General features: G+C 66.1%; 8 protein-coding genes. 3 read left to right on the top strand and 5 right to left on the bottom strand.

From position 1 onward, the window contains the following. The first annotated feature begins 60 nt into the window (after positions 1 to 60). On the top strand, positions 61 to 450 hold the full coding sequence (locus C3B71_RS02945) for a winged helix-turn-helix transcriptional regulator (RefSeq protein ID WP_108966043.1): 390 nt from the start codon (positions 61 to 63) through the stop codon (positions 448 to 450). 6 nt (positions 451 to 456) lie between these two features. Here the strand turns inward: C3B71_RS02945 and C3B71_RS02940 are convergent, their stop codons facing one another. The 5 genes from C3B71_RS02940 to C3B71_RS02920 all read right to left on the bottom strand — a co-directional run bounded on the left by C3B71_RS02940 (position 457) and on the right by C3B71_RS02920 (position 7,318). After that, the gene (locus C3B71_RS02940; RefSeq protein ID WP_108966041.1) at positions 457 to 2,508 is read right to left on the bottom strand and encodes a beta-galactosidase; all 2,052 of its coding nucleotides are present in this window, start codon (positions 2,506 to 2,508) and stop codon (positions 457 to 459) included. A gap of 111 nt (positions 2,509 to 2,619) precedes the next feature. Further along, entirely contained in the window at positions 2,620 to 3,966 is a 1,347-nt protein-coding gene (locus tag C3B71_RS02935; protein ID WP_108966039.1) for an extracellular solute-binding protein, read from the bottom strand. Positions 3,967 to 4,022: 56 nt separating this feature from the next. Further along, positions 4,023 to 5,375 (bottom strand): ABC transporter substrate-binding protein, encoded by a 1,353-nt coding sequence (locus tag C3B71_RS02930; protein WP_108966037.1) that lies wholly within the window; start codon positions 5,373 to 5,375, stop codon positions 4,023 to 4,025. Positions 5,376 to 5,488: 113 nt separating this feature from the next. Then, positions 5,489 to 6,385, bottom strand: coding sequence for a carbohydrate ABC transporter permease (locus C3B71_RS02925; RefSeq protein ID WP_073327709.1), 897 nt, complete (start codon positions 6,383 to 6,385; stop codon positions 5,489 to 5,491). 3 nt (positions 6,386 to 6,388) lie between these two features. Continuing rightward, the gene (locus C3B71_RS02920) at positions 6,389 to 7,318 is read right to left on the bottom strand and encodes a carbohydrate ABC transporter permease (protein ID WP_073327710.1); all 930 of its coding nucleotides are present in this window, start codon (positions 7,316 to 7,318) and stop codon (positions 6,389 to 6,391) included. A 172-nt stretch (positions 7,319 to 7,490) separates the two neighbouring features. Here C3B71_RS02920 and C3B71_RS02915 point away from each other — a divergent pair, with 172 nt between their 5' ends. Both C3B71_RS02915 and C3B71_RS02910 read left to right on the top strand, forming a co-directional pair. Continuing rightward, complete coding sequence (locus C3B71_RS02915; RefSeq protein ID WP_108966034.1) at positions 7,491 to 8,516, top strand: LacI family DNA-binding transcriptional regulator; 1,026 nt, start codon at positions 7,491 to 7,493, stop codon at positions 8,514 to 8,516. A 111-nt stretch (positions 8,517 to 8,627) separates the two neighbouring features. Then, positions 8,628 to 12,242: a glycoside hydrolase gene (locus C3B71_RS02910; protein ID WP_108966032.1), complete on the top strand. Its 3,615-nt coding sequence runs from the start codon at positions 8,628 to 8,630 to the stop codon at positions 12,240 to 12,242. The last annotated feature ends 325 nt before the right edge of the window (positions 12,243 to 12,567 follow it).

Here is a 12,567-nt window from a genome sequence, read left to right as displayed (position 1 = left end):
TACGGTTCCGCTAGTACTATCTTTTTCTGTAGTACTAGCGGCACGAAGGAGAGGAGCGGCATGGCCGAGGCCCCCAAGATCGAGTGGTGCCCCGCGATCGCGTCCCTGCAGAAGGTCGTGGGCGGCAAGTGGAAGATCGAGATTCTCTTCTACGTCGCCCTGGCCGAGGTCAGACACTTCGGCCAGTTGAAGCGTTGCCTGCACGGCGTGTCGGACTCGACCCTGTCCAAGCAACTGCGGGAGCTGGTTGCGGACGACTTCCTGGAGCGCGTCGACTACGGCGAGGTGCCTCCCCGCGTTGAGTACCGGTTGACCCGCCGCGGGGAGAGCTTCAAGCCCCTCATCCAGGCGATGTGGGACTGGAGCGAGGCGGAGTTCGAGTTCTCGCGCGCCGAGGCCGCCCAGATGCGCGACGCGCGCGACGAGTTGGGTATTCCCCAGGTGCGGTGAGGCGGCTCAGCTGCGCGGCACCCGTACGACGACGGCGTCGCTCGCGCCGAGGGAGTCGGCGCCTCCCAGCGGTACGCCGCCCAACGTCCCGGCGACGGCGGCGGCAGTCCCGAGGTCGTGGTTCCCCCGGTTGGTGAGTGTCCAGTAGTCTGCCGCCTCGCCGCGGCGGGCGGAGGCAATCACCTGCCCGCGCAACGGCTCGGGAAGGTCCGGGCCGATGCCGGCGGACGCAAGCAGTTCGGCAACCAGCTCTGCCAGGTCTTCACCCTCCAGGCGCGTGGAGACATACGTTGCCGACCCCTGTCCCACCGGGCGCCGCGTGACGGCGGGGACGCCCGCTTCAATGCCGCGAGCATGTTCGTAACGGCGCAGCACCTGGACGTCGGGAGCGGTGAGCTCCACCCGCTCGCTCCACATACGGCCGGTGCCGCCATTGGAGAGCGCTGCTGCGTCGTCGTCCAGCAGCGGGCTGAACTCCTCGACGCGGATGCCTAAAAGATCGCGCAGGGCGCCGGGGTAACCTCCGAGAATGATGTGGTCGTGCTCGTCCACGGTCCCGGAGAAGTAGGTTGTCACCAGGTGGGTGCCGCCCGCGACGGCGGCGTGCAGGCGCTCGGCCAGGTCGGCGGGCACGACGTGCAGCAGCGGGGCGACGAGCAGGTCGTACCTCTCCAGATTGTTGCGTGCAGTAACGACGTCGACTCGCATTCCCGCGGCGACCAGGGCCCGGTACCAGTCCAGGGCCTGGCCGCGATAGTCCAGGCGGGTGTGCGGCAGGAATTCCTGCGTGAGCGACCACCAGGACTCGTAGTCGAAGATGACCGCGGCGCGGGCGGGCAGTGCCGGGCTGCCGGCCACCGCGGCCAGGTCCTCCAGGCTCTTGCCCAGGGCGACGACGTCGCGGAACAGGCGCGAGTCCTCCCCGGCGTGCGGAAGCAGGGCGGCGTGGTATTTCTCGGCGCCCGCGCGCGAGGCCCGCCATTGGAAGAAGCAGATGGCGTCGGCGCCGTGGCCGAGGTGCGTCAGTGAGTCGCGCATCAATTCCCCGGGGAGCTTGGGCGGATTCACGGGCCGCCAGTTGACGGCGGAGGTGGCGTGCTCCATGAGCCACCACGGCCGACCCTTGGCAATGGCGGAGGTCAGGGAGGCGGAGAAGGCGAGCTCATCGATACCGCCGGGGCCGGGGTCCAGGTAGTGGTCGTTGGAGACGAAGTCGACGTCATCCGCCCAGCCCGGGTAGTCCATGGCGGAGGTGTCACCCATGACCATGAAGTTGGTGGTGATCGGCACGTCGGGGGTGATGGCCCGCAGCACTTCGCTCTCGGCGCGCAGGTGGTCGCGCAGGGCGTCGGAGGAGAAGCGACGGAAGTCGAGCAGCTGGCTGGGGTTGGGCTCGGAGGCGGCCAGGCGGGGTGGAAGGATCTCCTCCCACCGGTGGTAGGTCTGTGACCAGAATGCCGTCCCCCAGGCGTCGTTGAGCGTCTCCAACGTGGTGTAGCGCTCGCGCAACCAGGCGCGGAAGGCCGCGGCGGCATCGTCGGAGTAGTCGTAGGCGTTGTGGCAGCCGAGCTCGTTGTTCACATGCCAGGCGGCCAGCGCAGGGTGGCTTCCAGAGCGCTCCGCCAGACGGCGCGTCAGCTCCAGGGCGTAACGGCGGAACACGGGCGAGGTGGGACGCCACTGCTGTCGTCCCCCCGGCCACAGCGTCTCACCCGTACGGGTGACCGGCAGTACCTCGGGGTGCTTGGAGGTGAGCCAGGCGGGCGGAGACGCGGTGGAGGTGGCCATGTCGACGTCGATACCGGCCTGCGCCAGTCGGTCCATGATCCGGTCCAGCCACTCGAAGTCCCAGGTGTCCTCGTTCGGTTGTATATGCGCCCAGGAGAACACCGGTAGGGTGACGACGGTTACGCCCGCCCGCCGCATCAAAGCGATGTCCTGTTCCCAGGTGGCCTCTGGCCACTGGTCGGGGTTGTAGTCGGCACCGAAGTGGATGGCCGCGCTCTCGCGGCGCGGGCGCCGCGGGAAGCCGGGGCGGGTGGTGGCGTTGCTGTTCATTCGTGCCTTGCCTAGTCCTGAACCGACCTGAGCCGATTCTGTGGTGGTTGGCGACGACGCGCCGTGGAGTCAAAGCGTGTTTCGGCTCCACGGCGCGTCGTGCGGGCGCGGTCAGGAGACCGTGAAGCCCTGCTGATTGCCGTAGGTGATGCATGCCTGCTGCCAGGCGGACAGCCCGTCGGCAATGGAGGTGGCACCTTTGGACTCGTAGGCCTTGCCCACGGAGTCGTTGAAGATGGAGTTGGCGTAGGCCTGGAAGGGGAGGAAGGACCAGCCCTCGGTGACGGCCGCGGCACTGTCGGCGAAGATCTCGTTTGCCTTCTGGCCGCCGAAATACTCGAATTCGGTCCCCAGGAACTCCTCGCTGCTCAGGTCCGCCGTTGTGGCCGGGAAGGCCCCATTGGCGATACGGCTGGCGACGCCGTCCCCGGCGTTGGCGTATTCGATGAAGTGGTACGCCAGGGCCTGCTTATCGCTGGCAGCAGTCACCGCAAGCGAGGAACCGCCCATCTCCGAGGAGGCGGTCTGCCCGGCCTCCCAGGCCGGCAGCGGCGCCACCCGCCACTTGCCCGCCCCGGCCTCAACGCCGCCTACGAAGGAGGCCGGCATCCACGCGCCCATGACGAGGGAGGCGATGGTGCCGTCTCCCAGGCCCCGATACCACTCGTCGGACCAGTCGGCGCAGGGATAGAGCAGTTCCTCCTCGATCAGCGTGGCCCACAGCTCGGCGTACTTCTGGGAGGTCTCCTCGCTGAAGTCGATGCCGACGGTGGTGCCGTCCACCGTGTAGGGACGGGAACCGGCCTGCCACAGCAGCGACAGCGTCTTGACCGCGTCCCCGATGTCGTTGGCGATGTACTGCTCCGGGTTGGCGGCGTGAATGGCGCGGGCGGCGTCGAGATACTCCTCCCAGGTGCTGGGGACCTCAACCCCCGCCGCATTGAAGACCTCCTCGTTGTAGAACAGGGCCATCGGGCCGGAGTCCATGGGCAGGCCGAAGATGCCCTCGTCCGAGGCGACCGACGCCCAGGGGCCGGCGGAGTAGGAGCCGGCCAGGTCGGCGGCACCGAACTGGGTCAGGTCCGCGAGCGACTCGGACAGGGAGAACTGCGGCAGGGCGTAGTACTCGATCTGGGCGACGTCGGGGACGCCGGACCCTGCGGAAATGGCGTTCTGCAGCGCCGTGTACTCCTCGACGTTGGTACCGGCATTGACCAGTTCGACCTTCACGTTGGGGAAGGCGCGCTGGTACTCGGCGACGACGTCGGTGAGTGTGGGCTCCCAGGACCATACGAGCAGCTCCCCGCCGGCCGCGGCGGCGGAGGCCGCGGCCGAGGGGTCGACCTCGGCAGTGCTGCCGCCGTCGGAGTCGGAGCCGGAGCAGGCGGCCAGGGTAAGGGCGAGAGCGGAAGCGCCGAGGGCGGATAAGGCGCTGCGACGGGTCAGATCAACGGGCATGACGGAACCTTTTCTCTTGATTCGGATGGAGCGTCGGTCGTGGTGGCGCGACGCGGTCAGGAGACCGTGAAGCCCTGCTGGTTGCCGTAGGCGATGCAGGCGTCCTGCCAGGAGGCCAGCCCCTCGGCGATGGTGGTGTCGCCGCCCGTCGTGTAGGCCTTGCCGACGTGGTCGTTGAAGATGGAGTTGGCGTAGACCTGGAAGGGCAGGTAGGTCCAGCCGGACAGCACGTCCTTGGCGGCCTGGGACAGGACCTCGTTGGCCTTCTGGCCGCCGAAGTACTCGAACTCCTTGCCCAGGAAGTCCTCGGAGTCGAGTTCCGCCGTCGTGGAGGGGAAGGCGCCGCCGTCGATGCGGATCTGGATGCCGTCCTGGGCGGAGCAGAACTCGACGAACGAGTAGGCCAGCGCCTGCTTCTCGGAGGCGGCCATGACCGCGAGCGAGGAGCCGCCGTTCTCGGCGCAGGCGGGAGTGTCAGCGTCCCAGCGCGGCTGGGGGGCCACGCGCCACTTCCCGGACGCACCCGGCACGGAGGAGGTGAAGTTGCCGGGCATCCATGCGCCCGTCACGAGTGCGGCGATAGTGCCGTCGCCCAGCCCCTGGAACCACTCGTCGGTCCAGCTGGAGATCGGGGCGAGCAGCCCCTCCTTGATCAGGGTGGTCTGGAGCTCGGAGAACTTCTCGGCCTCGTCCGAGGAGAAGTCAATGGTGACGGTGGTGCCGTCCACCGTGTAGGGCTGGGCTCCCGCCTGCCACAGCCCGGACAGGGTGGCGCCCGCGTCGCCGGTGTCGCTGGCGATGTACTTGCTCGGGTCGGCGGCGTGAATCTTGCGGGCGGCATCCAGGTACTCGTCCCAGGTGGTGGGGACGTCGACGCCGAGCTCGGTGAAGACCTCCTCGTTGTAGAACATGGCCATCGGGCCGGAGTCCAGGGGCAGGCCGTATACGCCCTCACCGGTGTGAACGGAGTTCCACGGCCCCTCGGTGAACGTGCCCTCGTAGTCGGCAGCGCCGAACTGCGTCAGATCCGCCAGGGACTCGGAGATGGAGAACTGCTGCAGGGCGTAGTACTCGACCTGGGCTACGTCGGGCCCGCCCTTGCCGGCAGAAATCGCGTTCTGCAAGGACGTGTACTGGTCGGCGGAGGTGCCGACGTTGGTCACGGTGACCTTGACGTTGGGGTACTTCTTCATGAAGGCCTGCGCGCAGGGCTCAATGGTGTTGTCCCACGCCCACACGAGCAGTTCGCCGCCCGCCTCCGCGGCCGAGGCTGCGGCGGAGGGATCGACGTCGGCCGCCCCACCGGAGGACGAGGAGCCCGAGCCGCAGGCGGCCAGCAGAGCTGAGGTAGCGCCGGCCACGGCCACGGCAGAGCCGGCGCGCAGAAACATTCGACGATCGATGGTCATGGGATTTTCCTTTCCAATTCGCACCCTTGCGGTGCTGGTGGGAGTGTTTGGGTTGGGGGTTGATGTAGTCGAAGGACGCAGGGGCAGGCGGAAGGAGGCTTGGAGTGGCGGCATCATTCCTTGACGCCGCCGGAGGCCAGGCCGGCCTGCCAGAAGCGCTGCAAGCCGAGGAAGGCCGCGATCAGCGGAATGATGGTGAGCAGCGAGGCGGTGATGACCAGGTTGAAGATCGCCTGCCCTCCGGCCGTAGCGGCCTGCGCGTTCCAGGCGTTCAAACCGATGGTGAGCGGATACCAGCTGGCGTCCTTCAACATGATCAACGGCAGGAAGTAGTTGTTCCAGGTGGCCACGATCGCGAACAGGGCGACCGTCACGATGCCGGGGCCCAGCAGCGGCAGAGCCACCTGACGGAAGGTACGAAACTCGCTCGCGCCGTCGATCCGGGCCGCCTCGAGCAGCTCGGTGGGCACGGCGTCGCGGGTGAACTGCCACATCAGATACAGGCCGAAGGGCGAGATCAGCGAGGGGATGATCACCGACCACGGAGTGTTTGTCAGCCCCAGCTTGGCGAACATGAGGAAGGTCGGGACCGCGAGCGCGGTGCCGGGGACGGCGACGGCGCCGATGACAATGGCGAAGACGGCGTTCTTACCCGGGAAGTCGAACTTGGCCAGACCATACCCGGCCAGTACCGAGAGCAGCACGGAGCCGCCGGCGCCCAGAACCACGTACATCAGCGTGTTCAGGAACCAGCGCACGAACTGGCCGTCGTTGTAGGTGAGCGTCTCGCGGATGTTGTCCCACAGGGCGAAGTCATGACCGAACCACAGCCCGAAGGTGGAGAAGAGGTCCCCCTGGGTCTTGGTCGAGGAGATGAACAGCCACAGCAGCGGCAGGTAGGTGTAGATGAGCATCAGGCCCATCACGATTGTCAGCAGCCAACTCTTGCGGGGGTTCTCGACGTTGTAACCGCGGTGGGCGACGGCGGCCTCGGTGGTCTTCTTGCTCATGGCTCAGTTCTCCCGGTTCCCGCGCAGCTGGACGAAGTAGGCCACGGCCATGGTGATCAGGCCCATGACGATGGCGACGGTGGCCGAGTAGTTGTACTGCTGGCCGGCGAAGGAGAGGTTGTAGGCGTAGTAGTTCGGCGTGTAGTAGGTGGTGATCGCGTTGGGGGCGAGGCTTTGCAGGATCGAGGGTTCGTTGAACAGCTGGAACGATCCGATGATGGAGAAGATCGTGGCGATACCCAGGGCGCCGCGCAGGGCCGGGATCTTGATGGCGGTGATGATGCGCCACTCGCTGGCGCCGTCGATCGCGGCGGCCTCGTACAGGCTGTGCGGAATCGTCTTCAGCGAGGAGTAGAAGATCAGCATGTTGTAGCCGACGAACTCCCAGGTGACGATGTTGCCGATCGACACCAGAATGACGTTCGCACCCAACGGGTCGGGGATGCTCACACCGAGGAAGTCGGACAGTGAGCCCACCAGGCCGAAGCGGTTGCCGTACATGAAGCCCCACATGAGCGCGGCGACCACGGCGGGCACCGCGTAGGGCATGAAGATGGAGATGCGGAAGAACGCCGTGCCGTGGAGCTTCAGAGAGTCGATCGCCAAGGCCGCCAGCAGCGACAGCGTCAGCATGATGGGCACCTGAACCACCAGGAACAGTGCGACGCGGCGGAATGCCTCCCAGAACTGCGGGTCGCCGAAGAGCTGGATGTAGTTGTCCAGGCCGACGAACTGGTTGCCGCCGACCATCCGGTTCTGGAACAGGCTCAGGTAGATCGAGTAGAAGATGGGTGCGAGGAAAACGAAGGCGAAGACCACCATGAAGGGGCCAACGAAGCCCCATCCGGTCCAGCGACGTTTATGGCGCCGCTCGGGCGCGGGGTTGGTTTGCGCGGCACCGGAGGTGCTCGCTGCGACGGGAATCGCCGACATCCTTGTCCTTCCGTCTCTGCACTGAGCGGAGTGGGCCGATAGAGTGGTGTTTACGCAAACAATTGCAACAGCGGGGATGGTTGCGTAAACATCGTGAACGGGTGTTACCTTGTCACATCGGTTCAGTTATGTCAACCATGACCCCAACCATCGTTGACCTCAGGAGGTCATCATGCCCGCACGACGGCGCCGCCAGGTCTCCATGGCGGACGTGGCTCAGCTGGCCGGCGTCTCCGCACAAACCGTCTCGCGCGTGTCCAACGGATACGAGGGCGTGGTCCCCGAGACCCGCGAGCGGGTGGTCGCAGCCATGCGCGAGCTCGGTTACCACCCCAACGCGGCCGCCCGCGCCCTCAAACGCGGCAGCTTCCACAACATCGGCGTGGTCATGTTCGACCTGACCGCTACAGGCAACACCTCTACCCTCGCGGCGATCTCCGAGTCCGCTTCATCCCACGGCTACACCGTCACCCTCATGGCACCGCAGTCCCGCACCACAGCCTCCGTCTCGGGAGCCTTCGACCGCCTGAGCGAGCTGCTGGTCGACGGGATCATCCTGGTGATGGAGTCGATGCCCGACGACGCCGAGGGCGCGTCCTTCACGCTCCCCGACGTCGAGCACCTCGTCGTTGTCGATTCCGCCCTGGGCCCGGATCATGCGGTGGTCGATACCGATCAGGCCGCCGGCACTCGGTCCGCCGTCGAGCACCTACTGGCACTGGGGCACGCGACCGTCCACCACATCACCGGCCCGGCCTATTCGTATTCGGCACAGCGCCGCGAGAAGGCCTGGCGTGAAGTGCTCACCGAGGCCGGACGGCGGGTGCCCGAGCCGGCACACGGCGACTGGTCGGCCGGCTCCGGCTACCAGGCAGCCCTGACTCTGCTGAAGGATCCGAGCTGCACCGCCGTCTTCTGCGCGAATGACGAGATGTCACTCGGACTGCTGCACGCCGCACAGGATCTGGGGCGGCACGTCCCGGAGGACCTGTCGGTGGTCGGCTTTGACGACATCCCCCTTGCCGCCGACTTCGCTCCCCCGCTGACGACCGTGCACCAGGACTTTGCCGGCATGGGCCGGGCCTGTATGGCCCGCCTGGTGCGCATGATGAGCACCGGGGTGGCCGAGACCGGCCAGGAGCTGGTGCCGACGTCACTGGTGGTACGCGCATCCACGGCACCGCCACGGAAGCACTGAACAAGTTTCCTCACCCTTGACGCCGCGGTGGGGCGCGGCAATAATCGGTACAGGCAGTGATGTTTGCGCAACCATCGCTGATATTCCGCTATTTCTCAATGGGGAGAGTTCATGAGGAAGCTACGTATCCGCACCCTGGCGGCCCTCGCAGCCGCATCACTTGCGGCTGCTGGAATCGTTGGCATAGCGCCACCCAAGGCGTCAGCAGCCACCGCAGTCACCGTCACCATTAACCCGAGCTATCAATCGGACGCCTTCGAAGGCTGGGGGACTTCCCTGGTCTGGTTTGCCAACGCCACCGGGGACTACCCGCAAGAGGTCCGTGAACAGCTACGCGACGCCGTGTTCGGCGAGGAGGGGCTGAACCTCAACATTGCGCGCTACAACATCGGCGGCGGCAACGCGACGGACGTTCCCGACTACCTACGTCCAGGAGGAGCAGTCGAAGGGTGGTGGAACCCCGATCTGCACGCAACGGACGACGAGGGGAGCATCACCTCGACCTATGCCGACCGCGGCCGTTACCGCGCCGCCTGGAATGGCGACGACACGAACTCCTACAACCTGTCTGCGGATGCGACGCAACGGTGGTGGATAGACGCGATCAAGGCCGACATCACGCACTGGGAGGCCTTCTCCAATTCCCCACCGTATTTCCTCACCCAGTCGGGGTTCGTCTCCGGAGGCGTCAACGACGGTTGGGCCGAGCAACTGTCCTCCGATGACATGGAGGCCTTCGCCGACTACCTCGTCACCGTGGTCGATGAGCTGGAATCTGCCCACGGAATCAAGGTGAACACGATTGACCCCTTCAACGAGCCCAACACCAACTATTGGTCCACATCGATCCGCAGCGGCGAGCAGTGGCCCAACTCCTCCTCACGGCAAGAGGGCGCCCACATCGGTCCGCAAGCACAGAACGAGATGATCCAGGTCCTCCAGGCTCGCCTCAACGAGCCCGGGACCGGCACCGAGGCCGTCATCTCCGCTATGGATGAAACCAATCCCAGCACTTTCGTCACCGACTGGAACGCGTACTCCGCCCGGTCGCGGGCCGCGGTCGACCAGTACAACGTGCACACCTATGGTACGGGCGATCGCCAGGTCGTCCGCGACATAGCCAAGGTTGATGACACGTCACTCTGGATGAGCGAGGTGGAGGGCGACTGGAGCCCGAAGAACGGGCTGAACCTCACCGAGATGGGCAACGGTCTAGGCATGGCCCAGCACATCACCGACGACCTGCGCGAGCTCGAGCCCGATGCCTGGGTGTTCTGGCAACCCGTCGAGGACCTTTACAACATGGAGAAGGTGGAGCGGCTCAACTGGGGCTCGGTCTTCATCGACTTCGACTGCAACGACAACGGCGATTCCGAACGGCGCCTGGCCGACGGCGACGCCGATCCGAGCTGCAAAGTCCTGACGAACTCCAAGTACAACACCGTGCGCAACTACACGCACTACATCGTCCCCGGCTCCCATCTCATCCCGACGGATTCCACACAGTCGACCGCGGCTATCCGCCCCGACGGGTCCGGAGTCAACATGGTTCATATCAATGACTCCTCCGAGGAGCGCGCAGTCACCATCGACCTGTCCAAGTTCGCCTCGGTCGCCGGCGCGACCGTTACCCCAGTAACCACTACCGAGTCCCCCGAGTCCGATCCGACCGCCAACGCGCTGGTGACCGGCTCGGCCCTCAACGTCGACCCTGTCACCAAGACGGCTACACTGACCGTTCCCGCGATGTCCGTCACCACATTCCTTATCGACGGCGTCACCGGTGTCGCCGACAACGCTGCATTCCTTCAGGACGGCCACACCTACGAAGTCACCGGCGTTCAGTCCGGCCGGTCCCTGACGGCGAAGAACGGTGGCGTAGTCATCGACGACTTCACCCCCGCGGACTCCGCAAACCAGTTGTGGACCGTGCACACTCTCTCCGGCGCCGGCACCAACCAACAGCGCGTCACACTCACCAACCGTGCCGGGCAGGTGCTGGCAGATGTCGACGGTACGGCGGTTGCCGCCGCTCCCGACACCGTTTCGGAGGACTCAAGCACGTGGATCGTGACCACCACTAACGGCGAGGACTTCTCCCTGGTGTCCACCGCCCGCCCCGTAGTGGTGGAGGTGAACGGCCAGGCGCAGAGCGCGGGCAGCCGCATAGGGACCTACAAGTCCAACGGCGGCGGCAACCAGCGCTGGACCGCCCGGGACATCACAATCACGGGCTTCAAACCGGTCACCGCTAACACGTCTGTAGGCGTAGTCCCGGTGCTGCCAGAGACCGTCATTCCCCTTTACGCGGACGGCCCCGGCGCCCCCGCCTCCGTGACCTGGGACGTGTCCGGGCAGGACTGGTCGACGTCGGGTACAGTCACAATCCACGGCTCCGGTACCGATGCATACGGAAACGCATTCGACGACGTCGTAGCCACGATAGAGGTGGGACCGGCAACTTCTTCCGACCCGACCAGCGTCACGGTCCGGAGTGGCGCCTCCGTCGCGGATGTGAGTGCAGGGGCGCCGGAAACGGTACGCGCCCAGGCCGGAGACTCCGCTTCGCGTTTCGACGCCCCAGTAGTCTGGGACTTCTCAGACCTCACCGCCGAGCAACTCGCCACCGTGGGCGTGTACGTAGTACCGGGAACCGCATCCTCGGGCGGCGCCGAAATCCCGGCAACACTCAACGTGATCGTCGTCGGTGTCGCCCCTGCGAACATCGCCCCCGAGTCGGCCCCTACAGCCACCTTCACCGAGCCCGGCTATTCCGTCGAGGGCACGACGAACCTCGTGTTGACCGATAAGGCTTGGTCGAACTGGAAGTCCTCGGATAAGAACCTCAGCGACACTCTCACCTACACCTTCGCGGACAACGAGACGGTGACGGATGCAACTGTGTATTTCTACATGGACGGCTCCTCACACAGCTGGGCAACGCAGATTGTCCCCGAGTATCTCGATCCCGACACCGGATCCTGGATGAGCCTGCCGAGCGTGCCCGTCCCAGATCAAGCAACGGCACCAACCGTGACAGTCGATTTTGGAAACATCCAGGCCGCGGCTGTGCGCTTCGTACTCACTGCACGCGAGAACACCCACATGATCGTCTCAGAGGTGGAGATAAACGCCCTGCGCGCGGCTCCGTCCTCGGTATCGACACTCTCTCGGCTCACCGTAGGCGGTGTTGACGTGGAGGGGTTCTCCCCCGATGTCACCGAGTACGCACTCACCGTCACCGCCGATCAGCAGCCGCCCGTCTTCGCCGTACCGACCGACGTCGACGCGAGCGTTGATCAACGCTCGGATGGCCAGGGCACAACAACGATCACGGTCACCGCGCCCGACGGGACGCAGACGACCTACACCGTGCACGTGACACTCACGCAGCCCATCGCCACACCAGAACCCACTCAGGCCGGGACTCCTAGCGCCGTGCCGCAGCCGACGGCGACCAGCAGTGCGGGTGCTCCCACCTCCGCACCGATACCCGAGGCTACGACCGCATCCAGCGCTATGCCTACGGCCATTCCCCAAAGCCCGGGCTCCACGCCCAGCCAAAGCGCCGAGGCGGCTATCACCGCCCGGGCCTCCGCCCAACCGGTGCCCGGAAAGTCCGGACACTCGCTGGCGCGAACCGGGGTCAATATCGCCAGCGCCTTCGCCGCTGCAGGACTGCTTGTGTCCGGCACCGTACTGCTCCGGCGCCGGTCGGAGAGCTGAGCCGCTTCGGCGCCGGCGGTCAGTGGATCCTGCACCGCCGCCGGCGCCGAGCCTGGCTCAGTTCCCGGCAGCTCGAGCCGCACCGCCGTAGGCGCCCAACGGTGGGAGTGCACCGCCTGCCGGGCCTCGACCACCGCGCCGCAGCCGGCCTCGCCGGGTGGGGCCGACATCGGTCGGAGCCCTTACGTCTGTTTGGGCCGCCCCAGTGGCACACTACGGCGGTCCAAACATAAAGAAGCGCTCCAAACAAGGCACGCCGACTGCGAACACCCAACGACACACCGGCCTAAAGCGGCTCTTCGTGTTTGGGAGGTGTGGCTGGTGG

The sequence above is a fragment of the Actinomyces sp. Z16 genome (assembly GCF_003111765.1).
Lineage (GTDB): Bacteria > Actinomycetota > Actinomycetes > Actinomycetales > Actinomycetaceae > Actinomyces > Actinomyces glycerinitolerans.
Note: the sequence above shows the minus strand (reverse complement) of the source record. Positions and strands in the feature narration are given on the sequence as shown.

What these genes read in the sequence shown, in the direction of transcription:
- C3B71_RS02945 (WP_108966043.1), top strand. Translation starts at nt 61, where the DNA reads ATGGCCGAGGCCCCCAAGATCGAGTGGTGCCCCGCGATCGCGTCCCTG.
- C3B71_RS02940 (WP_108966041.1), bottom strand. Translation starts at nt 2,508, where the DNA reads ATGAACAGCAACGCCACCACCCGCCCCGGCTTCCCGCGGCGCCCGCGC.
- C3B71_RS02935 (WP_108966039.1), bottom strand. Translation starts at nt 3,966, where the DNA reads ATGCCCGTTGATCTGACCCGTCGCAGCGCCTTATCCGCCCTCGGCGCT.
- C3B71_RS02930 (WP_108966037.1), bottom strand. Translation starts at nt 5,375, where the DNA reads ATGACCATCGATCGTCGAATGTTTCTGCGCGCCGGCTCTGCCGTGGCC.
- C3B71_RS02925 (WP_073327709.1), bottom strand. Translation starts at nt 6,385, where the DNA reads ATGAGCAAGAAGACCACCGAGGCCGCCGTCGCCCACCGCGGTTACAAC.
- C3B71_RS02920 (WP_073327710.1), bottom strand. Translation starts at nt 7,318, where the DNA reads ATGTCGGCGATTCCCGTCGCAGCGAGCACCTCCGGTGCCGCGCAAACC.
- C3B71_RS02915 (WP_108966034.1), top strand. Translation starts at nt 7,491, where the DNA reads ATGCCCGCACGACGGCGCCGCCAGGTCTCCATGGCGGACGTGGCTCAG.
- C3B71_RS02910 (WP_108966032.1), top strand. Translation starts at nt 8,628, where the DNA reads ATGAGGAAGCTACGTATCCGCACCCTGGCGGCCCTCGCAGCCGCATCA.